Source organism: Rathayibacter sp. PhB186, from assembly GCF_003751825.1.
GTDB classification, from domain to species: domain Bacteria; phylum Actinomycetota; class Actinomycetes; order Actinomycetales; family Microbacteriaceae; genus Rathayibacter; species Rathayibacter festucae.
Genome location: NZ_RJKO01000005.1, coordinates 268,006 through 290,344 on the forward strand (window position 1 = coordinate 268,006; position 22,339 = coordinate 290,344).

Below are 22,339 nucleotides of genomic sequence, written 5' to 3' on the forward strand. Positions count from 1 at the left end.
GGCTTTCCGGGGTGGTCGCGCTGAGTGGAGCGGGGAGCGTCGCGCTCCGCGAATCCGCTGGCACGCGCCGTGCTCTCCTGCGGCGATTCCTCGCTCCGCTCGTCATCACCGCCGCGGTCGGCTGACCGAGGTGGTTGCGCTGAGTGGAGCGGGGAGCGTCGCGCTCCGCGAATCCGCTGGCACGCGGATTCGCGCTCCGCGCTCTCCCTTGCCGGAAATGCTGGTCGAGTAGCCCGCGCAGCGGGCGTATCGAGACCCACGTGACCAGCAGGTGCGGGAGCTCGGCCTCCTCGCTCCGCTTCGCACCCAGGATCCGCGTCGCGCTTCCCGCGGTTGCGGGCCCTTCCATGCTGGTCGAGTAGCCCGCGCAGCGGGCGTATCGCGACCCACGTCCTCCCGCAGCTGCGGCAGCACGCACCCCTCGCTCCGCCTCGCACTTCACGCGAGCATGCTGGTCGAGTAGCCCGCGCAGCGGGCGTATCGAGACCCACCCGGTTAGACACCACCACCGAGAGGACACCGCCCATGGACAGCACGCGAGTCGACGTGACCGAGGCGGCAGCCGGCATGCTGCGGAGGATGAGCGAGCTGCACGGCCCGCTGATGTTCCACCAGTCCGGCGGGTGCTGCGACGGCAGCTCGCCGATGTGCTTCCCGGTCGGGATGTTCCGCACGGGAGCGTCCGACGTGCTCGTCGAGACACTGCACGTCGACGGGCTCGCCCCGATCGAGTTCTACATGTCGCGGACGCAGTTCGAGTACTGGAAGCACACCCACCTCACCGTCGACCTGGTCGACGGGCGGGGGAGCGGCTTCAGCGTCGAGGCGCCCGAGGGCAAGCGCTTCATGATCCGCAGCCGCCTCCTCACCGACGCCGAGCTGGTCGAGTTCGGCCTCCTGCCGGCCGCCGCCGTCCAGCTCTGACCCTTCCCGGTCGCGCGGAATCGCCCGCCTCGGGAATATACCCCCCGGGGGTATGTTGCACCACGGTGACCGACCACGAGGGAGCACCGATGACCGACGCCGCGCACGACCACAGCACGCACACGTCCTCCGCCACGACGTCCTGGCGGACCGCCGCGACGGCCACCCTGCACTGCCTCACCGGCTGCGCCATCGGTGAGGTCCTCGGCATGGTGCTCGGCACCGCACTCGGGCTGCACACCCTCGGCACCGTCGTGCTCTCGATCCTGCTCGCCTTCGCCTTCGGCTACGCCCTGACGATGCGCGGCGTGCTCCGCGCGGGGGTCTCCTGGCGCGCCGCCGTCGGCATCGCCCTCGCGGCGGACACCGTCTCGATCGCGGTGATGGAGGTCATCGACAACACGACGATGCTGGCGATCCCCGGCGCGATGGACGCGGGTCTCGCGACGGGCCTCTTCTGGGGCTCCCTCGCCGGCTCGCTCGTCCTGGCCTTCGTGGTCACCACCCCGGTCAACCGCTGGCTGATCGGCCGCGGCAGGGGCCACGCGGTCGTGCACCGCTTCCACCACTGACGGCGGAACGCGCTGGGGCTCAGACCGACGGCTGCGGCGGGCTCGTCGCGGTCGAGCCGGTGCTGATCCGCACGCCGATCTCCGAGCCGCGGATCACCGAGGTCCCCGCCGAGGGATCCGTCCCGGCGACCTGGCCCTCGGGCACCGACGAGTCGACCTGGCTCATCCCGCCGACCACGAACCCCGCGGCCTTGAGCGCGCTGACGGCCGCGTCGACGCTCTTCCCGGTCACGTCCGGGATCGTCACCATCGGCGCCTTCACCAGCGACTGGTCGGGCTTCGCGAAGGCGGAGCCGCCGTACTCGCGGTCGAAGGCGGTCATCACCGGATTCCAGATCCGGTGCCGCGCGAGGATCGCCGAGCCGCTGTCGAAGTCGATCGAGTCGAGCGCCATCCGCTTGCCGGCGTCGTTCAGCGCCGAGATGCTGCCGACCCAGACCGCGAGCGCGACCTCGGAGGAGGCGCCGAGCGTCCAGCCGTCGGCCGCGCCGTCGGTGGTGCCGGTCTTGGTGATGTGCTCGATGCCGTCGCCGGGGCTCGCCGCCTGACCGGTGCCCTGCGAGGTGACCTCGAGCAGCGCGTACTGCGTGGCGCGGGCGACGGCCGTCGTCGTCGACTGCGTGCAGGTCGAGGCGGGCGCCTCGATGTCCTGCCCCTCGGGCCCGACGATCGAGTCGATGGCCACCGCGCTGCAGGTCCGGCCGTCGTTCGCGACGCCCGCGTAGGCGACCGCCATGGTCAGCGGCGCGATCTCGTTCGTGCCGAGCACGGTCGCCGGGGATTCGAGCAGCGGGGTCGCATCCGCCCGATGCACGCCGAACGCCTCCGCGGTCTTGCGGATGTCGCAGAGGTCGAGCAGGTGCGCCATGCCGATGAAGCCGGTGTTGATGGAGTCGATCGTGGACTCCAGTGCGTTCAGCGAGGCAGGGAAGATCTGCCCGCCGTTGTTGTTCGGATTGAACACCCCGTAGTCCTGCGGGCCCTCGCAGCTGTCCTGGAAGCCGGTCCAGTTCTTGTTCTTCGCGTCGAACTGCTCGAGCAGGGTGTGCCCGTCCTGCAGCCACTCCATCAGCGTGAAGACCTTGTAGGTGGAGCCCGGCTGGAAGCCGTTGCCGCCCCCGTAGGCCGCGTCGACCGAGAGGTTGATCGCCGAGTACTCGGCGCCGTCGGCCGAGGCGATCTGCTCCGGGTCCTGGCTGTACTTCTTGTTCTGCACCATGCTCAGGATCCGCCCGGTCCCGGTCTCCACGCCGACGGCCGCGGCCCCGACGTCGAAGCGCGGGTCGGTCGCGGGCACCTGGTCGGTCATGACCTGCGCCGAGGTGTCCTGCATGGCGAGGTCGATCGTCGTGTAGACCTTGAGCCCGCCGCGCTTGAGCGCCGCGTAGCGCTCGTCGGCGGTGGCGCCGAGGGCCGGGTCGTTGCGCAGCACGTGCGAGACGTAGTCGCAGAAGTAGGCGGCGCTGCCCGCGGTCTGGCAGCCGGTCGACGGGGGAGTGATGACCGGCTCGATCGGCGCGGCCTTCGCGGCGTCGCGGGTCGCGGCGTCGATCTTCCCGTACTCGAGCATCCGGTCGAGGATGTAGTCGCGCCGGCTCGTGGTCAGCGCGTAGCCGTTCGCCTCGCCGTTGTCGGGGTCGTCGGGGCGGTCGAAGCGGAACTTCTCCGGATTGTTGACGATCGCCAGCAGCGCGGCCGACTGCCCGACCGAGAGGTCGGCCGCGTCGATGCCGTAGTAGTACTCGGCCGCGGCCTCGATGCCGTAGACGGTGCCGCCGAAGAGGGCGATGTTGAGGTAGCCGAGGAGGATCTCGTCCTTCGAGTACTCCTTCTCCACCCCGATCGCGAGGCGCATCTCCTTGAGCTTGCGCTCGGGAGTGGTCGCCGTCGCCTCCGCGTAGGCCGCGGCGCGCTCGGTCTCGTCGCTGATCGACTCGGCCTTCTGCACGAGCACGTTCTTGACGTACTGCTGCGTGATCGACGAGCCGCCCTGCGGCGCCGCGTCGAGGAGGTAGGTGCTCGCGACGGCGCGCAGGGTGCCCTGCAGGTCGATGCCGCCGTGCTCGTAGTAGCGCGGGTCCTCGCTCGAGACGAGGGCGTCGAAGACCGGCGCCGCGATCTGGTCGGCGGCGACCTCGATCCGGTTCTGGTCGTAGAAGGAGGCGAGGAGCGTCGGGTCCTCGGGGTCGCCGGCGTAGACGTCGGTCTTCTGCATCAGCTCGCCGACCTCGAGGTAGCTCGGCAGCGACTGGAACGCCGAGATCGTGCCCGAGGTGGCCGCCCCGGTGAGCGCGACCGCCGGCGCCACGACGATCGTCGCGAGCAGCCCGGCCAGCACGCTGACGATCACGAATCCGAACAGCGCGCCGAGAGCCCCGTGGACGGTGCGACGGGGCTGGAAGACGGGAACGTTCGGACGCTTCAGGATGGATCCTCTCGGTGCACCAGCACCCTAGGCGACGCTCCCGACATCCCCGCCCAGGCGCGCCCGCGCATCACACGCAACAGCTACTCCGGGTCGGCTGATCAGTCGCACGACGTCCTGGTTCCTCCGCGCGAGGACCACAGGACCGTGAAGTGGTGCGGGCTCGTGAAGTCACCCGGGGTGTCCTGTGTGAAGACCAGGTTGCCGTCGTCCTGCATGGTCAGAGTCTTGCCCTTTTCAGTGCTGCAGGAGCGCCGTGGATTCGACGACCAGAGGACGACCGAATTGCGATAGATGACGATGTTGCTGTCTCCCTGGAACTTGATGTTCGTCGCTCCACGCCCGGCCGTACCGCTCGACCAGATCGCATTGTCACCGTCGTAGACCACCCAGTTGCCGTCGGCTTGGAAGGTCGAGCGGTACCGTCCATTGAGCGAGCGCGAATCGATCTTCGAGTAGCCCGGCGGGTAGGAGCAGGACGAGTCCGACCACCAGAATGCATTCTCCGGTCCGACGCACGATTCGTTTTGATACCTGTATGACGTCTCGTTGCCGAACTGATCGGTGGCCTGCGCGGCCGGCGCGAAGACTGTGGCCGTCAGGATCAAAGAGGCCACGGCGACCGCGGCCAGCGATCTCCACCAGGGCCGTCGGCCTCTCGCCGTCGCGGGGAGTGCGTCACTCCGACTGCTCGTTCCGCTTCTCTGGGTCCACTGCATGGCTGACTCCTTCGTCACCGGGTACGGCGACGATCGTCGTCCCCAGCGGAGACGCTAGTCAGGCCGAGTCACTCGACTCATCGATGGCACGAGACGCACGCTGGGACGGCGCGCGCCGTCAGGCGCGGCCTGCTCACCGGCGTCCCTAATCGAGCAGGTCTCCATCACGATCGGCGATGTCGTTGACGTTCGTCGGCGCCTCGCCGGTGCTCACCTGCAGGGGGATGATGGCTCCGCGGAGAACCGTCTCGTCCGCGCTGGGCGTCGTCGAGACCACGGAGCCCGCGGGGATGGTCGCCAGTTCGACGGGCTCGCTCTTGCCGACGGTGAAGCCCGCGGCGGTGAGCGTGGCGGTGGCCGCAGCGACCGTCAGGCCGGTCACGTCCGGCACCTCGGTCAGTGTGGCGGTGCGCGGCGAGGACGCGAGCATCGTGGCGGGCGGGGCGATGAAGTCGTCACCGCCGTACTTCTGATCGAGCGCCGTCATGATCGGCTTCCAGATCGCGTGACGCGCGTCAGCGGCACGGATCGTCCCCTCCTCGCCGGTGAGCCGCGTGGTGCGGAGGTTCTGCTTCGACCCGTCGTCGAAGCCCTTGATGCTGCCGACCCAGACAGCGAGTGACGCGGAGCGGCTGGCGCCGGCGGTCCAGACGTCCGCCGCCTCATCGGTCGTGCCCGTCTTGCCGATGTGCTCGATGCCGTCGCGCGGGTCCGAGGCGGTGGCGGTACCCGACGTGATGACGCGCTGCATCGCGTACTGCATGCCCCGCGCGACCTCGGGGGTGACGGACGGCGCGCAGGACGAGGCGGGCGGCGCGACCGCCGCACCGGTGCTGTCCGTGATTCGGTCGATGACGATCGTTTCGCACGTCGCCCCGTCGTTCGCGATGCCGGCGTAGGCGTTGGCGAGGGTGAGCGGCGCGATCGGGTTGGTGCCGAGAACTGAAGCAGGTCTGCTCTCCAGCTCCTTGGCGTCGGCGCGGTGAATGCCGAACGACTCCGCCGTGGTGCGGATGTCGCAGACGTCGAGCTGGTTGGCCATGCCCATGAAGCCGGTGTTGATCGAGTTCGCCGTCGCCTGTACCGCGGTCATGGAGGAGGCGTCCTCGGACGAGTTGTCGTTCTTCGGAGTGAACCGCTCGGTGAAGAGCCCATCATTCGCGACATTGCACTTCTGCGGGTACGAGCGGAACCCCGAGGTCGGCGACGGGAACGACTCGTTCAGCGTGTGACCCGCCTGCAGCCACTGCGCGAGCGTGAAGACCTTGTAGGTCGAGCCGGTCTGCACGCCGGAGGTGCCGCCCATCCCGACGTCGACGTTGAGGTTGATCGCGCTGTACCCGGGGTTCGCGGCGAGGAACTCCTCGTCCTGGCTGTACTTCGTGTTCTGCACCATCGACAGCACGCGGCCGGTGCCCGCCTCGACCGACGCGGCGGTCGCGCCGACCTGGAAGCGGGGGTCGTACGACGGGATGTAGGCGTTGATCGCCGCCTGCGAGACCTGCTGGATGTCGAGGTCGAGCGTCGTGACGATGTCGAAGCCGCCCTGGCGGATCCGCTGGTAGCGCTCGTCGTCGTCGGCGCCGAACGCCTCGTCGTTGCGCAGCACGTTCAGCACGTACTCGCAGAAGTACGCCGCGTTGCCCGCGGTGGCGCAGCCGGTGGAGGGCTCCGTGATGTTCGGCGTGATCGGCTCGGCGATCGCCGCGTCGTAGACCTCCTGGCTGATCTTCGAGTACTTCAGCTCCTCGGCCAGGATGTAGTCGCGGCGCTCCTTGGTCGCGGCGTAGCCGTTCGCGGCGCCGTTCGCCTCGTCCGTCGGGTCGTCGAAGCGGAACTTCGACGGGTTGTTGACGATCGCCAGCAGCGACGCCGCCTGCGAGGTCGAGAGCTGGCTGGCGGGGATGCCGTAGTAGTAGTTGGCCGCGGCCTCGATGCCGTAGACCGTGCCGCCGAAGAGCGCGATGTTGAGGTAGCCGAGCAGGATGTCGTCCTTCGACGTCTCCTTCTCGAGGCCGATCGCGAGGCGCATCTCCTTGAGCTTGCGCTCGGGGGTCGGGTCGGTGGCGAGCTTGTAGGCGGCGTCGCGCTCCGCCTCGTCGGTGATCGACTCGGCCTTCTGCACGAGGACGTTCTTGACGTACTGCTGCGTGATCGACGAGCCGCCCTGCAGGTCGTCGCCGGTCAGCGTGACCGCGAGCGCGCGGAGCGTGCCCTGCAGGTCGATGCCGCCGTGCTCGTAGAAGCGCGGGTCCTCACCGGCGACCGCGGCGTCCTTGGCGGTCTGCGCGACCTCGTCCCAGCCGACCTCGACGCGGTTCTGGTTGTAGACGGAGGCGAGGAGGGTGGTGCCGTCGCCCGCGTAGATGTTGGTGCGCTGCATCAGCTGGCCGGCGTCGAGGTAGCCGGGCAGGTTCTGGAACATGCCGATGGTGTTGCTGGTCGCGAGGCCCGTCAGCGCGAGCGCCGGAGTGACGCCGACGGTGATCAGCACGCCCGCCACGGCACTCATCCCGATGAAGCCCAGCACTGCCCGCAACGACATCCCGAGCGGTCGAGCGGAGCTGCGGGATGCGGTGGGGAGAGCCATGGAGCGGGAGGTCCTTCCGGCGCGGTGGTGCCGCGCGAATGCAGGGTGGCGGGTCGTCGCGCCGGTCGTGCGAATCCCCTCGGTCATGGTACGCGACGCGCCCGGGAGGAGGGGGTCCTCCGAGAGGACGAGATGCACCTGTGACGAGGCGTCCGCGACCTCGGAATCGGTCGGCGACCCGGAGGTGGGAATCCGGCGCGCATGACCGACGGAAGGCGCCCCCGGGCACGCCGCTTCCGTATCGTGGAGGGTGCGTCCCCGCGAGGGGAGCGTCGGCATCACCGCACCACCAGTCGCCCCGGGCCCCCGGGGCGGTCGGCCCCGGCAGAAAGCACACACCATGGCACGCATCCACGACGACGTGACGCAGCTCGTCGGCAGGACCCCGCTCGTCCGCATCAACCGCCTCGACGGAGCGGACAGCGCCGTCGTCCTGGCCAAGCTCGAGTTCTACAACCCCGCGAACAGCGTGAAGGACCGCATCGGCGTCGCGATCGTCGACGCCGCCGAGGCGTCGGGGGAGCTGCCGCCCGGTGGCACGATCGTCGAGGGCACGAGCGGCAACACCGGCATCGCGCTGGCCATGGTCGGCGCGGCCCGCGGCTACAAGGTGATCCTGACGATGCCCGAGACGATGTCGACCGAGCGCCGGGTCCTGCTGCGCGCCTACGGCGCCGAGATCGTGCTGACCCCCGGCTCCGAGGGCATGCGCGGCGCGGTCGAGAGGGCGCAGGCCATCGTCGCCGAGACCCCGGGCGCCGTGCTCGCCCGTCAGTTCGAGAACGCCGCCAACCCCGAGGTGCACCGCCGCACGACGGCCGAGGAGATCTGGGAGGACACCGACGGCGAGGTCGACGTCTTCGTCGCCGGCATCGGCACGGGCGGCACCATCACCGGCGTCGGCCAGGTCCTCAAGGAGCGCAAGCCCGGCGTGCAGATCATCGGCGTCGAGCCGATCGACTCGCCGCTCCTCACGCAGGGCACGGCCGGGCCGCACAAGATCCAGGGGATCGGCGCCAACTTCGTGCCCGCCAACCTCGACCGCGACGTCTACGACGAGATCATCGACGTCACCCTCGACGACTCGGTGCGCGTCGCGCGCGCGATGGCGGCGCAGGAGGGCATCCTCGGCGGCATCTCCTCCGGCTCGATCATGTGGGCGGCGCTCGAGGTCGCGAAGCGCCCCGAGAACGCGGGCAGGACGATCGTCGCGATCGTCTGCGACTTCGGCGAGCGGTACATCTCGACGGTCCTCTACGAGGACCTCCGCAGCTGAGCACCGCCGGACCCCGTCGCGGCACGACGGGACGCCTCACGGCCCTCGCGCGCCTCCGCGAGGACGTGGCGGCCGCGCGCCTGCGCGATCCCGCGGCCCGGAGCGCGGCGGAGGTGGTGCTCGCCTACCCCGGGCTGCACGCGGTCTGGGTGCACCGCCTCGCCCACCGGTGGTGGCGGCGCGGCGCGCGCCTGCCTGCGCGGCTGCTCGCGCAGGCGGCCCGCGCCGCGACCGGAGTGGAGATCCACCCCGGCGCGACGATCGGCCGCCGGCTCTTCATCGACCACGGCATGGGCGTCGTGATCGGCGAGACGGCGCGGATCGGCGACGACTGCATGCTCTACCACTCCGTCACACTGGGCGGGAAGTCGGCGAAGCGCGAGCGGCGCCACCCGACGCTCGGCGACCGCGTGGTCGTCGGCGCGGGGGCCGTGATCCTCGGGCCGATCGTGCTCGGCTCGGACGTGAGCGTCGGCGCGAACGCGGTCGTGGTGAAGGACGCCCCGGACGGGGCCGTGCTGGTCGGGATCCCCGCCCGCGATCTGCGCGCGCTGGGCCGCGCCGACGACGCGCTCGCGGACCCGGCCTTCTGGATCGACCCCGCGATGTACATCTAGGGCCGAGCCGTCGAAGGCCGGTCCGTCCACGGCCGAGGTGGGGTCTCAGTCGTCCTCGTCGCGGCGCGAGATGTCGCGCTTCGCGCTCTTGATCACCGCGAACGCGTCCAGGGCGTGCACCCGCGTCTCCTTGAGGTCGAGGATCGGCGCGGGGTAGCCGTCCGCCTCCGGCGTCAGCGTGTCGCCGAGCGTCCACGGCTCGTGGATCACGGTGCGGTCGAGCTCGGCCAGCTCCGGGACGTACTCGCGCAGGTAGCCGCCCTCCGGGTCGAACTTCTTCGACTGCGTGACGGGGTTGAACACGCGGAAGAACGGCGACGCGTCGGCGCCGGACCCAGCGACCCACTGCCAGTTGGCGGCGTTGCTCGCCGGGTCCGCGTCCACGAGCGTGTCCCAGAACCAGTCCTCGCCCACCCGCCAGTCGACCAGCAGGTTCTTGATCAGGAACGACGCGGTGACCATCCGGACCCGGTTGTGCATGTAGCCGGTCTTCCACAGCTCGCGCATCCCCGCGTCGACGAGCGGGAAGCCGGTGCGGCCCTGGTGCCAGGCATCGATCCTGGCCTCGCCCGGGTGGCCCCAGGGGAAGGAGTCGAAGCGGGAGTCGAAGTTGGCGGTCGCGAGGTCGGGCCAGTGGAAGAGCAGGTGGTAGCAGAACTCGCGCCAGAGCACCTCGGCGAGGAAGCGGTCGCTGCCCTCACCGCGGTGCTGCCCCTTCGCGTGCGCCTCCTCGAGCGCGTGCCAGACCTGGAACGGGCTGATCTCGCCCCAGCGCAGGTGCGGCGACAGGTTCGAGGTGGCATCGCGCGCCGGCAGGTTCCTGTCGTCTGCGTAGTCGTCGAGCTGCTCCGCGAGGAACGCACGCAGCCGCTTCGCCGCCGCCTTCTCGCCCGGCACCCAGCGCTCGCGGAGCCCGCCCGCCCAGTCGGGGCTGGTCGGCAGCAGCTGCCAGTCGTCGAGGTCGTCGGAGGCCGCCTTCGTCGCGATCCCGTCGATCTCGCGCGGCCGCGGCACGGGAGCGCGCGGGGTGTCCCGGTTGCGGCAGGCGCGCGCGAACGGCGTGTAGACGGAGTAGGGGGTGCCGCCGCCGGTCTGCACGGTCCACGGCTCGAAGAGCAGCGAGCCCTGGTGGCTCTCCGCCTCGACGTCCCGGTCGCGCAGCGCCTCCTTGATCGCGGCGTCGACGGTCCGCTCCGCCTTGCCGTAGCGGCGGTTCCAGTGCACCGCGCCCGCGCCCAGCTCCTCGGCGAGCTGCAGGACGACGGCCTCGGCCGGTCCGCGGCGCAGGATCAGGGACGCTCCGGCCTCCTCGAGGTCGCCCGCGAGCGCGAGCAGGCTCCCGTGCAGCCACCAGCGGGCCGCGCCGCCGAGCGGTCGGATGCCGTCGGACTCCTCGTCGAGCACGTAGCAGACGGCGACGGGGCCGCCGCGGTCGATCGCGGCCCGGAGTGCCGGATTGTCGGCGAGACGCAGGTCGTCGCGGAGCCAGACGAGGGTGGGGGAGGAGCTGCTCATGGTCCCTCCATGATCCGCGAGCGCGGCGCCCCTGCGAAGTGCTGGCCGCGCGGCGGCGGGGCGTGCTAGCGGAGGGCGGGGTCGCTCAGGCCGAGGCGACGCGCTCGCGCAGCTTGTCGCAGAGGGCGGTCAGCTGGTCGAGCTCGTCGTCGTCGAGGGCCGCTCCGACGTGGTCCGAGATCGTCTGCATGTGTGTCATCGCCACCCGTCGGAAGAGCGCGTAGCCCTCGTCGGTGATCTGGATGACCGTGCCGCGCGCGTCGGTCGGGTCCTCGCTCTTGGTCACGCAGCCGCGGGCGACCAGGCGGTCGATCAGGCGGCTGACGCTCGGCTGCGTGAGGAGGACGTGCTTGTTCAGGTCCCGGAGCCGGGCCCGGCGCTCGGGCTGGAGCGTGAGGTTGAAGAGGACGTCGTACTCGTTGAGCGAGATCTCCTTCGACGGGAAGTCGGTGCTCAGCGCCCGCATCACGTGCACCTGCGCTCGGAACAGCGACTCCCACGCGGCGACCGCACGTCTCGAGCTCACGCATCCTCCTTGTGTTCCGTTCAGGATACGGCGTCTCGACAGCCGTCAGGCCCGCGGGCGCGGGCGCGACCGCGGGGCGTCGCGCAGAGGCGGGACTCGGTCCGGGAACGACAGAAGGCCGGCCGCTGAGGCGAGCGGCCGGCCTTCATTCCCTTGCACCAAGAGTGTCCTGCAATCACTTCTTGCGCTTCCCGCCACAGCAAACGGTCGACGCACTTGAACTATATAACGGATCGATAACGCCGCAAGGACCGATTTCCTGAGGTTTCCCTGTGACCCCGCGTCGCCCCGGAGGCGGGGTCTCGATACGCCGCGTCCCGCGCCTACTCGACCAGCATGATGGCGCGGCCTCCGTCGACCGAGCGCGGGACCCGCAGGCACGCGGAGCGCTGCCGGTTGCAGACGCGCGAGGCGCCGCTGTCCCTTTCATGCTGATCGAGTAGCCCGCTCCGCGGGCGTATCGAGATCCCCCACCGCAGAGGCGTGGGTCTCGATACGCCGCGTGCCGCGGCTACTCGACCAGCATGCTTGTGCGGCCTCCACCTGCCGGGCTCGGCGTCCGCAGGTGTCGGCAGGCGCGCGCAGCGTCGCCGCCTTCCTGCATGTTGATCGAGTAGCCCGCTCCGCGGGCGTATCGAGATCCACGCTCCGTACGGGGGCGGGTCTCGATACGCCGCGTCCCGCGGCTACTCGACCAGCATGAGCTGCCGCCGACTCCTCGTCCGACTCGGGCCGAACGACCAGCGGCCGCCCGCGAGGCGTCAGGTGGAAAACGCGTGTCAGCGTTTTCCACGAGCCGTACGCAGGACGCTGTATGGAACGCGACCTCCCTCGGAGCCGACCGCGGCGGAGCGAGCGCTCGCGCTCGCGCAGCAATTCAGAACAGATCGGGGCTAGGGGTGGACGCGTAGCGGATGGCGACGTCGGCGTGGCGGTCGAAGCGGTAGCCGACGCCGCGGACGGTGCGGACGATGTCCTCGTAGCGGCCGAGCTTGGCGCGGAGGCGGCGGACGTGGACGTCGATGGTGCGCTCGTTGGGGGCGTCGTCGTCGGCGGCTCCCCAGAGTGAGGAGATCAGCTCGGCGCGCTCGATGGTGCGGCCCTCGCGGAGGACGAGGTACTGCAGCAGCTCGAACTCCTTGTAGGTGAGGGCGGTGGTCTCGTCGTCGAGGATGACGCGCTTGCGCGAGATGTCGATGACGACGCCGCCGGGGGCTCGGTCGAGGTCGGGCTCGGTCTCGGAGCGGCGGCGGGCGACGGCGGCCGGGTCCTGGAGGGCGAGGCGGACGACGTCGACGTCGCGGCCGCCGGCGCCCTGGGGGGCGAGGGCGACGGAGGCGTAGGTCTCGGCGTCGGGAGCGAACTCGGCGGTGACCCGCTTGAGCTCCTCGACCAGGCGGCCGAGGTCGATGCCGGCGGCGCGGGCCTTGGCCTCGTCGATGCCGACGTAGAGGGCGAAGCCGCGGGCCTCGGTGCCCTGCGGCACGGCGCGGAGCCGGGGAGCGGCGGGCGCGGGCTCGGGGGCGGCCTGGAGGCGGGGGGCCTCGGCGGGAGCGGAGACGGGACGGGCGTGGAGGAGGGACATGACGAATCCTTGGGCTGGTCGGATCCGGGACGAGTGTCCGGGGAGCGGATCCGGGTGTGCGCGCGAGAGCCGGTGCACGAGGTGCGGGCCGGCAGGGGCGGATGCGGGGCATCCAGGGGTTCACCGCGCCTGCGACGCCCGGCCGATCGGAGGATCGTGACGATCAGTGCGATCGGGGGCGGAGGCTGTGCGGAGAACCGGCGAGGGTGATTCCTCAGGCGCACATTCGACAGCGCAGGACGAGGCCGCCGGCCATCATCATGCCGGCATCCCCGATGGCCTCAAGGGAGGTCAGGGCGTGCGCGTTGTCAGTCATGGTCGAAAGTAAAGCGGATGGTGGCGGACCCCGTCAACAGATCCGCGCACACTGGCGCGCACACTGGCGCGCTCCGGGCGCCGCGGCGGGCGCCCGGAGCGGCTCAGCCGGCGAGCCCGTAGAGGCGGTCGCCCGCGTCGCCGAGGCCGGGGACGATGTAGCCCAGCTCGTTGAGCTTCTCGTCGAGCGAGCCGAGGACGATGGTCACGTCCTTGCCGACGAACGCCTTCTCCACGGCCGCGAGGCCCTCGGGAGCGGCGAGCAGGCAGACGGCGGTGACGTCCTCGGCGCCGCGGTCGAAGAGGAACTGGATGGCCGCGATCAGCGAGCCGCCGGTGGCGAGCATCGGGTCGAGCACGAAGCACTGGCGGTTGGACAGGTCGTCGGGCAGGCGCTCGGCGTAGGTGGTCGGCTCGAGGGTCTCCTCGTTGCGTGCCATGCCCAGGAAGCCCACCTCGGCGGTGGGGATGAGCTTGACCATGCCCTCGAGCATCCCGAGGCCCGCGCGCAGGATCGGCACGACCAGCGGCTGCGGGTCGCTCAGCGCGAGACCGGTGGTCGTGGTGACCGGCGTCTCGATGGTGACGGTGCGGGTGCGGACGCCGCGGGTCGCCTCGTAGGCGAGCAGGGTCATCAGCTCCTCGGCGAGCTGCCGGAAGGTGGGGGAGGGGGTGCGCTTGTCGCGCAGCACGGTGAGCTTGTGCGTGATCAGCGGGTGGTCGGCTACATGGACGCGCATAAGCTCAATCTACTTGCCGGTCGGAGTCGGCCGGAGCCGGACGAGGGGGGCGCGATGCGCGAGAGCGACCTCCCCCTCCCTCCCGAGGCGGACGCCTGGATGCGGCTCGCGCTCGACGAGGCCCGCCGGGCCGCCGAGTGGGGCGACGTGCCGGTCGGCGCGGTGGTCGTGGACGCCGAGGGTGCGGTGATCGGGCGCGGACGCAACGAGCGCGAGCTGCACACGGATCCGACGGCGCACGCCGAGGTCGTCGCACTGCGGGAGGCCGCGGCGGTCCGCGGCGACTGGCAGCTCGCGGGCTGCACCCTCGTGGTCACGCTCGAGCCGTGCGCGATGTGCGCGGGCGCGATCCTCGCCTCCCGGCTCGAGCGCGTCGTCTTCGGGGCGTGGGACGAGAAGGCGGGCGCGGCCGGCTCGGTGCACGACCTCCTCCGCGATCGACGGCTTCACCACGTGGTCGAGGTGTACCCGGGGCTGCGCGCCGACGAGGGCGCCCGGCTGCTGCTCGACTTCTTCGCGGCGAAGCGCTGAGCGGGCCGGAGCGCGGTCAGCCCTGCGCGCCGACCCACTCGGTCAGCGCCGCCTCCGTCGCCGTCCGCATCCGCTCGAAGCGGCCCTCGCGCACGTCGTCCTCGAGCTGCTCGTGCCCGTAGCCCGCTCCCGCGGCGTACTCGGCGTCGCCCTCGAGCCAGCGCGCGGCCAGCTCGCCGGTGAGCTCCGGGTGGAACTGCACGCCGAGCAGCCAGTCGTCGATCGCGAACGCCTCGACGGCGTAGGAGGGCGAGGAGGCGAGCAGGGTCGTCCCCGCCGGCAGGTCGAAGGTGTCGCTGTGCCACTGCATCACCGGGACCTCGGCGAGGTGGCGCAGCGGCGAGCGGGTCCCCGCCTCGGTCGCGACGATGCCGCGGAAGCCGACCTCGCGGGTCGGGCCCGGCCGGACCTCCTCGCCGAGCGCGGCGGCGATCAGCTGCGCGCCGAAGCAGACGCCGAGGGTCGGCCGGCGGTGGTGCAGCCGGTCCTGCAGCAGGGCGATCTCGGGCGAGATGAAGGGGTGCCGGGCGGTCTCGTAGACGCCGGCGCTCGAGCCGAGGGTGACGACGAGATCGGGCGCGAGGATGTCGACCGAGTCGAGGTCGGTGCCGGCGACCGCGTCGACCGCGAAGCCCCGGTCGCGCAGCATCGGCTCGAGGGCGCCGAGTCCGGCGCCGCGCTCGTTGACGATCGCGAGGACCCGGCGCATCAGCCGGCGCTCCCGCTGGTGGCAGCCGGCTCCGCGGGCGGCGTCGCCCCGCGGTCGACGTCGGGTTCGAGGTAGATGACGTGGGCGGCCGGGACCGCGTCGCGGATCCGCTTCTCCGTCGCGTCGATCCCCGCGGCCAGCTCGGCCATGGTCTCGGCGGCGGGGAAAGCGAGCTTGGCGGCGACGAGGATCTCGTCCGGACCGAGGTAGAGGGTCTTCATGTGGATGACGCGCTCGACGTCCGGACCGGCCTCGATGGCCGCGCGGATCGCCGCGGCGTCGGCCGGGGTCGCGCCCTCGCCGACCAGCAGGCTCTTGGTCTCGACGCCGAGGACGATCGCGACGACGACCAGCAGGGTGCCGATCATGATGGTGCCGATCGCGTCGAAGACCGTGTTCCCGGTGATCACCGAGAGGCCGACGCCGAGCAGCGCGAAGACGAGACCGGTGAGCGCGGCGACGTCCTCGAGCAGCACGACCGGCAGTTCCGGCGCCTTCGCCCGGCGGATGAACTGCAGCCAGGACTGCTGCCCGCGGACCTTGTTCGACTCCTTGACCCCGGTGCGCAGCGAGTAGCCCTCGAGGCAGATCGAGACGAGGAGGACCAGGATCGGCAGCCAGGCGTTCTCGAGCTCGTGCGGCTCGGCGATCTTCTCGACACCCTCGTAGATCGAGAAGACACCGCCGACCGAGAAGAGGATGATCGCGACGACGAAGGCGTAGACGTAGCGCTCGCGGCCGTAGCCGAACGGGTGCTCCTCGTCGGCGGCCTTCCGCGACTTGCGGCCGCCGAGCAGCAGCAGCAGCTGGTTGCCGGAGTCGGCGAGCGAGTGCACGCCCTCGGCCAGCATCGAGGCCGAGCCGGAGAAGAACCAGGCGACGAGCTTGGTCAGCGCGATGCCGAGGTTCGCGGCCAGCGCCGCGATGATGGCGGAACCGCCTCCGGATGCGCTCACGGGGTCTCCTCGGGGTGACTCGTCGGGGTGCTGGTGCTCGGGGGTGGTCGGCCCATCCTAGGAGGCGGGCGCCGGGCAGCAGGCTCCCGCCGTCGACCGAGTCGTGCCCCTTGCGCGGAGATCGCCTTCGTACGATGGGCGGATGACCGACGCACCCGTGCAGCTCCCGTCCATCGCCGTCCTCGGGCTCGGCTCGATGGGGGGCGCGATCCTCAGCGGACTGCTCGCTCCCGGCGTGGAGGTGCAGGGCGGTGTCCGCGTGACCAACCGCGACGCGGAGAAGGCGGCGCGCTGGAGCGGCCACCCGGTGGTGACCGCGTTCGCGACCGCCGACGACCCGGAGGCGAACCGGCGCGCGGTCGACGGCGCCGCCGTGGTGCTGGTGGCCGTGAAGCCGCACATGGTGCCCGCGCTGCTCGACGAGATCGCCGACGCGCTCGCCCCCGGGACGATCGTGGTCAGCGTCGCGGCGGGAGTGACCGTCGCGACGTTCGAGGCGCACCTGCCCGCGTCGGTGTCCGTGCTCCGCTCGATGCCGAACACCCCGGCCGTCGTGGGCCGCGCGGTCACCGGCCTGAGCGCCGGCACCCGCTCGAGCGAGGACGACCTGGCGCTGGTGCGCCGGCTGTTCGAGACCGTCGGCGAGGTGGTGGAGGTGCCGGAGTCGCAGCTCGACGCGCTCTCGACGATCTCGGGATCGGGGCCCGCCTACGTCTTCCTCCTGGTCGAGGAGCTGACCGCCGCGGCGCTCGCGAAGGGCTTCACGCCCGAGCAGGCGGCGACGATGGTCACCGGCACCTTCCGGGGCGCCGCCGAGCTGCTCGTGCACTCCGGCGAGGAGCCGGCCGAGCTGCGCCGCCGGGTCACCAGCCCGAACGGCACGACCGAGCGCGCGATCGCCGTGCTGCAGGAGGCCGACCTCGCCGCCCTCTTCACCCGCGCCACCGACGCGGCCCTGGCCCGCGCCCGCGAGCTCGCCGCCTCCTGACCCCTGCCGCTCCTCCGCGAGATGCCACTTATGAGCCCGACACGCCGTGACGGGAGCTCATAAGTGGCATCTCGCGGGAGGGGTCAGGAGCCGAGGGCCGCGAAGCGCTCGATGTCGGTGGGGGTGCCGCTGACGACGATGAGGTCGTGGTTGGAGACGACGGTCTGCTCGGTCGCGTAGGTGAAGGGCTTGCCCGGGCTCTTCACGCCGACGACGGTGACGCGGTGCTTGCGGCGCACGCCCGACTCGGTGAGGGTCAGGCCGCGGATCGGCTTCGGCGGGTACATCTTGGCCAGCACGAAGTCGTCGTCGAACTCGATGAAGTCGAGCATCCGGCCCGAGACCAGGTGCGCGACGCGCTCGCCCGCCTCGGCCTCAGGGTAGATCACGTGGTTCGCGCCGATCCGCTCGAGGATCTTGCCGTGCGAGCGCGAGATCGCCTTGGCCCAGATCTGCGGGATCTTGAGGTCGACGAGGTTCGCGGTGATCAGCACCGACGCCTCGATCGAGGAGCCGACGGCGACGACGGCGACCTGGAAGTCCTGCGCGCCGATCTGGGCGAGGGCGTCGAGCGAGCGGGCATCGGCCTGGACCGCGTGGGTGACCCGCTCCGACCACTTCTGCACGAGCCCGGCGTCGGCGTCGATCGCGAGCACCTCGCGGTCGAGCCGGTCGAGCTGGCCGGCCGTCGCGGCGCCGAAGCGACCGAGGCCGATCACCAGCACCGGGGCGTCGTACCTGATGCGGTCAACCAACGATGGGCCTCTCTTCCGGTCGTCTGAACAACTGCCTGCGCTGGCTCGCGGCGAGCGCGGCAGCGAGAGTCACGGTACCAACGCGGCCCATGAACATCGTCAGCGCCAGCACGTAGACGCCGGAGGTCGGCAGCTCGGCGGTGAGCCCCGTCGACAGACCGGAGGTGGCGAACGCCGAGATCACGTCGAAGAGGACGTGGTCGAGCGGCGCCTTGGTGATGTGCAGGATCAGGACCGACGAGACGGCGACGGTGGTGGCTCCCCAGAGCACGACGGAGACCCCGAGGCGCAGCACGTCGTTGGGGATCCGGCGGCCGAACGCCTCCATGTCGTTGTTGCCGCGCGCCTCGGCGAACGCCGCGAGGAAGAGGATCGCGAGCGTCGTCACCTTGATGCCGCCGGCCGTCGAAGCCGAGCCGCCGCCGATGAACATCAGCATGTCCGTGACGAGCAGGCTGGAGCCGTTGAGATCGGGGATCGAGATGGTCGAGAACCCGCCCGAGCGCGTCATCGTCGACAGGAAGAAGGACTGGAAGACGGTGTCGCCGGCGTCGAGGGTGCCGAAGGTCGTCGGATTGTCGAACTCGAGCACGATGTAGAGCACCGCTCCCGCGACGAGCAGGATCAGCGAGGTGACCAGCGTGAGCTTCACGTGCACCGACCACTTGCGCGGGCGCCGCCAGCCGCGCGAGAAGGCGTAGATCACCGGGAAGCCGATCGAGCCGAGGAAGACGCCGATCATCAGGATGCCGAGGAACCAGTAGTCGTCCTCGAACGGCGTCAGGCCGGCGGCGTTGGGCGCGAAGCCGGTGTTCGTGAACGCCATGGCGGAGTAGTAGAAGGAGTGCCAGATCGCCTCGCCGATCGGGATCCCGTCGATCAGCATCCGCGGGAAGAGGAGCAGGGCGACCACGATCTCGATCACCGCCGCGCTGATGGCGACCGTCGCGAGCAGACCGCCGATCTCGCCGAGCCGCACGGCCTGGCCCTCGGCGACGGGACCGGAGTGGATGCGGAGCGGGTTCGAGTCGCTCGCGGCCATCAGCTTCGCGCGGAGCCCGAGGCGGCGCGAGATGGCGAGACCCATGATCGACGCGAGCGTCAGCACGCCGAGGGCGCCGATGTTCACGCCGATGAAGACGATCGAGTGGCCGAACGCGGACCAGTGCGTGGCCATGTCGACCGTGGCGAGGCCGGTGACGCAGATGACCGACATCGCGGTGAAGAAGGCGTCGTGCAGCGGAGTGACGGTGCCGGTCGTGCTCGACACCGGCAGCGAGAAGAGCAGGGTGAAGACGAGGATCAGGCCCGAGAAGATCATGATCGCGAAGCGCGACGGCGAGCGGCCGGCGAAGTCGTCGACGAGGTCGCGGGCCCGGGCGAAGCTCGACCACGGCGAGGCCGGCGAGACGCCCACGGGGCTGCGGAACTGCTGCCGAACCACCACGGCGGGCCCTCCACTCGATCGCGGCCATGCTACCCGCTCGCCGGTCGGCGCCCGGGGCGCCGGGACGCCATGCGCCGCGGGGTATACGCACGGGCGACACCCTGCCCGCGGCGGAGGGCGCTGACTACCCTGGGGGGATGGCTGACATCTTCGCGGTGATCGCGGACGGCACCCGCCGCGACATCCTCTCGCTCCTCCTGGAGCAGCGGGTCGAGGGTTCCGGGGGCGCCGGCGGCATGAGCGTCTCGCGCATCGTCGCGAAGCTCGAGCTCAGCCAGCCGACGGTGTCCAAGCACCTCAAGGTGCTGCGCGAGGCGGGGCTCGTCACCGTCCGCGAGAGCGGGCAGCACCGCATCTACGCACTGCAGTACGGGCCGCTCGTCGCCGTCGAGGACTGGCTGCTGCCGTTCGGCGCGGCGGACGAGGCCGACGAGGGCGCCGCCGTGCTCGACGCGGCCGCCGCCGCCCGGGCCGAGTCGCTCGGGCGGGCGCTCGCGGAGCGCACCCACCAGGTCACCGCGGTCGTGCAGGACATCCAGCGCGGCGTGAGCGAGGGAGCGACGAAGGTCGCGGGGGCGCTGCGCATCCGGAAGTGAGGCCGCGTCGGTCGCCGCCAGGGGTGGCGCGACGGCGCGGATTCTCGTCGGTGTCCGCGTCGTGTAAGCTCGCGGGAGCCAGTTTTTCGTAAGCGGCCGTCCGTCGGGCGGTCGACCCCCTGAACGTTGTGAGGTCTTCGTGGGTTCTGTCATCAAGAAGCGTCGCAAGCGTATGGCGAAGAAGAAGCACCGCAAGCTGCTTCGCAAGACTCGTCACCAGCGTCGCAACAAGAAGTAGGCTCGCGCCTCTTCACCCTTCGAGCGTCCGCCCCTCTGGGGTCGGGCGCTCGTCTGCGTTTCCGGGGTCGATCCGTCCCGGGTTCCGCGCGGTGGCCGCGGCTACAGTGGTCACGTGGATGTGGCACTGACTCTCGTGGGCAAGCCCGGCTGCCACCTCTGCGACGACGCCCGCGCCGTTGTCCAGCAGGTCCTCGCTGAGCTCGCGGACGTGCCCGGCGCTCCGAGCGTCTCGCTCGCCGAGGCCTCGATCCTCGACGACGCGGAGCTGCACGAGCGTTTCGTCGAGGAGATCCCGGTCGTCCTCCTCGACGGGCGCGTGCACACCTACTGGCGCGTCGAGCCGGATCGCCTGCGCCGAGCACTGCTCGAGCGCGCCTGACGGCAGCGCGCTGGCGGGACTCCGCCGTGATGCGAATGTTGTAGAAGGCCCCTCGGATGGGGGACCGGAGTGCCTGCGAGTGCTCGCGGTTCGCGCATAGTCTCTTCACGGGGAGGCTCGCTCCCCACGTTCGGGGTGCGTTCGGCGTCTCGCGGGGGAGGAACTTCCATGACTCGACAGCGTCTGCTGAAGCAGCGTCGCCGCTCCACGGCCTCCGCGCTCGCGCTCGCCCTGCTGATCGTCGGGCTCGCGCTGCCCGCGTCGGCCCAGGCCGAGAACCTCCCCGGCGACCCGGCGGCGAGTGTCGCCCCGGCTCCGGCCGACCCCGTGGTGACGGTACCGAGTCAGCCCGTCGAGACGACGCCGTCCGAGGAGCCCGCGCCTACGCCCGCGGAGCCCGCGCCTGCACCCGAGGAGCCGACGACCGTGCCGGTTCCCGAGCCCGAGCCCGAGGCGCCTTCCGAGACGCCCGTCGACGGCCTTCCCGAAACGGAACCCGAGCCCGCGCCCGAACCGCAACCGGGCACCGGCGGCGAGGAGAGCCCGGGTACGGGCACGAACCCCGGAACGGGCACCAGCCCTGGAACGGGCGCGAACCCGGGGACCGGCACGAATCCCGGGACGGGCACGAACCCGGGGACCGGCACCAATCCTGGGAACGGTTCGGGCACGGGCGGCAACCCGGCGCCCGGTTCCGGCTCGAACTCCGGCTCGACCGGTGGCGGCACCGGCGGCGGCAGCACAGGCGGCTCGAACTCCGGCTCGACCGGCGGCGGCAGCACCGGCGGCACCGCGACCACCGAGGCCGGCGCGACGCCGCCCCGCGCCTCCGCGCCCGGCCGGACCCTGCTCTCGACCTCCGCGGGCGACCCCGCCGCGGCACCCGTCCCCGGCACCGAGACCGCCGGCGCCCCCGCCGTGTCGGTCTACCTGACGCGCGACGCCGGCGTCGACCCCGGCGCGCTCACCGTCGACCTGGCCCGCTTCTACGGAGTCGGCGTCGCCTACGCCGGATTCCAGCGCGAGGAGAACGCCACCGCGACGCTCAAGGCGCCGGCCGGCACCGAGACTCCGCTGACCGTCGAGAACCGCCAGGACGGCGAGACGACCAGCACCGGATCGGCCACCGTGCCGACCGCCGCGCTCCTCTCGATCGGCACCTACACGGTCACCGTCACCGGCGACCGCGGCTCGTCGGCGACCACGACGTTCGCTCTGATCGCCTCCTCCGCTCCCGGGATCCTCGTCGAGCCGCGCGAGGCCTCCAGCTCCGAGGCGGCCATGCCGCGCGGCGCAGTCTGGGGCTTCGGTCCGGTCGAGAGCGTCACCGTCGGCGCGTACACGACCGCCGGCGTCCAGGCGGACCTCGCGGCGGGCGACCTCGCGGTCCGCGTCGACGCGCTCGGCTGGTCCGACCTCGACCTCGGTGAGGCCGTCGTCGCGGAGCCCACGGCCGAGGTCTACTGCATCGTCGCGGTCGGCTCGGTCAGCAAGCGCACCGCCGCGGTCACGGTCGCCTATCCGGCGGAGGGCTCGACCGCGACCGCTCCCGATGCCGCGCAGGTGTGCGGCATCGCGATCACCTCCGCCAAGGCCGGCGCCGTGCCGCCCGCGGCCGCCAGCACCGGCGGCCTCTCGGCCGGGGTCGGCCTCACCATCGGCGCCGGTGTGCTCGTCGCGCTGCTGATCGCCGGACTCGTGACGGCCGTCGTCCTGCGCCGTCGCCGCGAGAACGACGACCTGCTCATCGGCGGACCGCTCCCGCACCCGACGGAGCAGTGAGGCGCGCCTCCGCTGCACCGGGGAGCCGGGTGACGACCGCGGGATCCCGGTCCGCGACGACAGCCTGATCGCTGCGCCGCGCCCACGCTCTTCGCGCTGGGAGCGGCCTGGTCGGCGGAGGGGGGCCGAGCGGCCCCGGACGGACCGGCCGA

21 protein-coding genes are annotated in these 22,339 nt (G+C 71.5%); 10 read left to right on the top strand and 11 right to left on the bottom strand.

The features are described 5' to 3' along the window. The first annotated feature begins 525 nt into the window (after positions 1–525). Together EDF45_RS14520 and EDF45_RS14525 are read left to right on the top strand one after the other, a co-directional pair. The gene (locus EDF45_RS14520) at positions 526–924 is read left to right on the top strand and encodes a DUF779 domain-containing protein (protein WP_123736755.1); all 399 of its coding nucleotides are present in this window, start codon (positions 526–528) and stop codon (positions 922–924) included. A gap of 89 nt (positions 925–1,013) precedes the next feature. Beyond that, entirely contained in the window at positions 1,014–1,496 is a 483-nt protein-coding gene (locus EDF45_RS14525; protein WP_123736756.1) for a DUF4396 domain-containing protein, read from the top strand. A gap of 19 nt (positions 1,497–1,515) precedes the next feature. On the opposite strand, the gene EDF45_RS14530 is transcribed toward EDF45_RS14525, so the two are convergent. From EDF45_RS14530 to EDF45_RS14540, 3 genes are all read right to left on the bottom strand, one after another. Then, positions 1,516–3,846 (bottom strand): penicillin-binding protein, encoded by a 2,331-nt coding sequence (locus EDF45_RS14530; RefSeq protein WP_123736757.1) that lies wholly within the window; start codon positions 3,844–3,846, stop codon positions 1,516–1,518. 176 nt (positions 3,847–4,022) lie between these two features. Further along, the gene (locus EDF45_RS14535; protein ID WP_123736758.1) at positions 4,023–4,640 is read right to left on the bottom strand and encodes a hypothetical protein; all 618 of its coding nucleotides are present in this window, start codon (positions 4,638–4,640) and stop codon (positions 4,023–4,025) included. 145 nt (positions 4,641–4,785) lie between these two features. Next, positions 4,786–7,230, bottom strand: coding sequence for a transglycosylase domain-containing protein (locus tag EDF45_RS14540; RefSeq protein ID WP_185020199.1), 2,445 nt, complete (start codon positions 7,228–7,230; stop codon positions 4,786–4,788). A 340-nt stretch (positions 7,231–7,570) separates the two neighbouring features. Here EDF45_RS14540 and cysK point away from each other — a divergent pair, with 340 nt between their 5' ends. Next, positions 7,571–8,506: a cysteine synthase A gene (gene cysK, locus EDF45_RS14545; protein WP_123736823.1), complete on the top strand. Its 936-nt coding sequence runs from the start codon at positions 7,571–7,573 to the stop codon at positions 8,504–8,506. Between the two features lie 65 nt (positions 8,507–8,571). Then, the gene (gene epsC / locus EDF45_RS14550) at positions 8,572–9,123 is read left to right on the top strand and encodes a serine O-acetyltransferase EpsC (RefSeq protein ID WP_260312215.1); all 552 of its coding nucleotides are present in this window, start codon (positions 8,572–8,574) and stop codon (positions 9,121–9,123) included. A gap of 45 nt (positions 9,124–9,168) precedes the next feature. Here the strand turns inward: epsC and EDF45_RS14555 are convergent, their stop codons facing one another. The 4 genes from EDF45_RS14555 to upp all read right to left on the bottom strand — a co-directional run bounded on the left by EDF45_RS14555 (position 9,169) and on the right by upp (position 13,804). Next, positions 9,169–10,638, bottom strand: a complete 1,470-nt coding sequence (locus EDF45_RS14555) for a deoxyribodipyrimidine photo-lyase (RefSeq protein WP_123736760.1) — start codon at positions 10,636–10,638, stop codon at positions 9,169–9,171. An 85-nt stretch (positions 10,639–10,723) separates the two neighbouring features. Then, positions 10,724–11,104, bottom strand: a complete 381-nt coding sequence (locus tag EDF45_RS14560; RefSeq protein WP_123736825.1) for a MarR family winged helix-turn-helix transcriptional regulator — start codon at positions 11,102–11,104, stop codon at positions 10,724–10,726. Between the two features lie 937 nt (positions 11,105–12,041). Next, positions 12,042–12,749 (bottom strand): winged helix-turn-helix domain-containing protein, encoded by a 708-nt coding sequence (locus EDF45_RS14565; protein ID WP_123736761.1) that lies wholly within the window; start codon positions 12,747–12,749, stop codon positions 12,042–12,044. Between the two features lie 419 nt (positions 12,750–13,168). Further along, positions 13,169–13,804, bottom strand: a complete 636-nt coding sequence (gene upp / locus EDF45_RS14570) for a uracil phosphoribosyltransferase (protein ID WP_123446624.1) — start codon at positions 13,802–13,804, stop codon at positions 13,169–13,171. A 54-nt stretch (positions 13,805–13,858) separates the two neighbouring features. Here upp and tadA point away from each other — a divergent pair, with 54 nt between their 5' ends. After that, positions 13,859–14,335, top strand: coding sequence for a tRNA adenosine(34) deaminase TadA (gene tadA, locus EDF45_RS14575; RefSeq protein ID WP_260312216.1), 477 nt, complete (start codon positions 13,859–13,861; stop codon positions 14,333–14,335). Positions 14,336–14,351: 16 nt separating this feature from the next. On the opposite strand, the gene EDF45_RS14580 is transcribed toward tadA, so the two are convergent. Both EDF45_RS14580 and EDF45_RS14585 read right to left on the bottom strand, forming a co-directional pair. Continuing rightward, positions 14,352–15,044, bottom strand: coding sequence for a glutamine amidotransferase-related protein (locus tag EDF45_RS14580; protein WP_123736762.1), 693 nt, complete (start codon positions 15,042–15,044; stop codon positions 14,352–14,354). Continuing rightward, complete coding sequence (locus EDF45_RS14585) at positions 15,044–16,000, bottom strand: cation diffusion facilitator family transporter (RefSeq protein ID WP_123736763.1); 957 nt, start codon at positions 15,998–16,000, stop codon at positions 15,044–15,046. The genes EDF45_RS14580 and EDF45_RS14585 overlap by 1 nt, the downstream gene beginning before the upstream one ends. A 142-nt stretch (positions 16,001–16,142) precedes the next feature. Between EDF45_RS14585 and proC the strand changes: the two genes are divergently transcribed. Next, positions 16,143–16,988, top strand: a complete 846-nt coding sequence (proC, locus tag EDF45_RS14590) for a pyrroline-5-carboxylate reductase (RefSeq protein WP_123736764.1) — start codon at positions 16,143–16,145, stop codon at positions 16,986–16,988. 83 nt (positions 16,989–17,071) lie between these two features. On the opposite strand, the gene EDF45_RS14595 is transcribed toward proC, so the two are convergent. Further along, positions 17,072–17,743 (bottom strand): TrkA family potassium uptake protein, encoded by a 672-nt coding sequence (locus EDF45_RS14595; RefSeq protein WP_123446620.1) that lies wholly within the window; start codon positions 17,741–17,743, stop codon positions 17,072–17,074. Beyond that, on the bottom strand, positions 17,736–19,160 hold the full coding sequence (locus tag EDF45_RS14600) for a TrkH family potassium uptake protein (protein WP_374204742.1): 1,425 nt from the start codon (positions 19,158–19,160) through the stop codon (positions 17,736–17,738). The genes EDF45_RS14595 and EDF45_RS14600 overlap by 8 nt, the downstream gene beginning before the upstream one ends. A gap of 167 nt (positions 19,161–19,327) precedes the next feature. Between EDF45_RS14600 and EDF45_RS14605 the strand changes: the two genes are divergently transcribed. The 4 genes from EDF45_RS14605 to EDF45_RS21340 all read left to right on the top strand — a co-directional run bounded on the left by EDF45_RS14605 (position 19,328) and on the right by EDF45_RS21340 (position 22,187). Next, the gene (locus tag EDF45_RS14605) at positions 19,328–19,786 is read left to right on the top strand and encodes a helix-turn-helix transcriptional regulator (protein ID WP_123736765.1); all 459 of its coding nucleotides are present in this window, start codon (positions 19,328–19,330) and stop codon (positions 19,784–19,786) included. Positions 19,787–19,925: 139 nt separating this feature from the next. Continuing rightward, entirely contained in the window at positions 19,926–20,024 is a 99-nt protein-coding gene (locus tag EDF45_RS14610) for a 30S ribosomal protein bS22 (RefSeq protein WP_003792170.1), read from the top strand. A gap of 114 nt (positions 20,025–20,138) precedes the next feature. Then, entirely contained in the window at positions 20,139–20,405 is a 267-nt protein-coding gene (locus tag EDF45_RS14615; RefSeq protein WP_123736766.1) for a glutaredoxin family protein, read from the top strand. 168 nt (positions 20,406–20,573) lie between these two features. Then, positions 20,574–22,187 carry a hypothetical protein gene (locus EDF45_RS21340; RefSeq protein ID WP_185020200.1) on the top strand — a complete coding sequence of 538 codons (1,614 nt, stop codon included), beginning with the start codon at positions 20,574–20,576 and terminating at the stop codon, positions 22,185–22,187. Positions 22,188–22,339 lie beyond the last annotated feature (152 nt).

What these genes read in the sequence shown, in the direction of transcription:
- EDF45_RS14520 (WP_123736755.1), top strand. Translation starts at nt 526, where the DNA reads ATGGACAGCACGCGAGTCGACGTGACCGAGGCGGCAGCCGGCATGCTG.
- EDF45_RS14525 (WP_123736756.1), top strand. Translation starts at nt 1,014, where the DNA reads ATGACCGACGCCGCGCACGACCACAGCACGCACACGTCCTCCGCCACG.
- EDF45_RS14535 (WP_123736758.1), bottom strand. Translation starts at nt 4,640, where the DNA reads ATGCAGTGGACCCAGAGAAGCGGAACGAGCAGTCGGAGTGACGCACTC.
- EDF45_RS14540 (WP_185020199.1), bottom strand. Translation starts at nt 7,230, where the DNA reads ATGGCTCTCCCCACCGCATCCCGCAGCTCCGCTCGACCGCTCGGGATG.
- cysK (WP_123736823.1), top strand. Translation starts at nt 7,571, where the DNA reads ATGGCACGCATCCACGACGACGTGACGCAGCTCGTCGGCAGGACCCCG.
- EDF45_RS14555 (WP_123736760.1), bottom strand. Translation starts at nt 10,638, where the DNA reads ATGAGCAGCTCCTCCCCCACCCTCGTCTGGCTCCGCGACGACCTGCGT.
- EDF45_RS14560 (WP_123736825.1), bottom strand. Translation starts at nt 11,104, where the DNA reads ATGCGGGCGCTGAGCACCGACTTCCCGTCGAAGGAGATCTCGCTCAAC.
- EDF45_RS14565 (WP_123736761.1), bottom strand. Translation starts at nt 12,749, where the DNA reads ATGTCCCTCCTCCACGCCCGTCCCGTCTCCGCTCCCGCCGAGGCCCCC.
- upp (WP_123446624.1), bottom strand. Translation starts at nt 13,804, where the DNA reads ATGCGCGTCCATGTAGCCGACCACCCGCTGATCACGCACAAGCTCACC.
- tadA (WP_260312216.1), top strand. Translation starts at nt 13,859, where the DNA reads ATGCGCGAGAGCGACCTCCCCCTCCCTCCCGAGGCGGACGCCTGGATG.
- EDF45_RS14580 (WP_123736762.1), bottom strand. Translation starts at nt 15,044, where the DNA reads ATGCGCCGGGTCCTCGCGATCGTCAACGAGCGCGGCGCCGGACTCGGC.
- proC (WP_123736764.1), top strand. Translation starts at nt 16,143, where the DNA reads ATGACCGACGCACCCGTGCAGCTCCCGTCCATCGCCGTCCTCGGGCTC.
- EDF45_RS14605 (WP_123736765.1), top strand. Translation starts at nt 19,328, where the DNA reads ATGGCTGACATCTTCGCGGTGATCGCGGACGGCACCCGCCGCGACATC.
- EDF45_RS21340 (WP_185020200.1), top strand. Translation starts at nt 20,574, where the DNA reads ATGACTCGACAGCGTCTGCTGAAGCAGCGTCGCCGCTCCACGGCCTCC.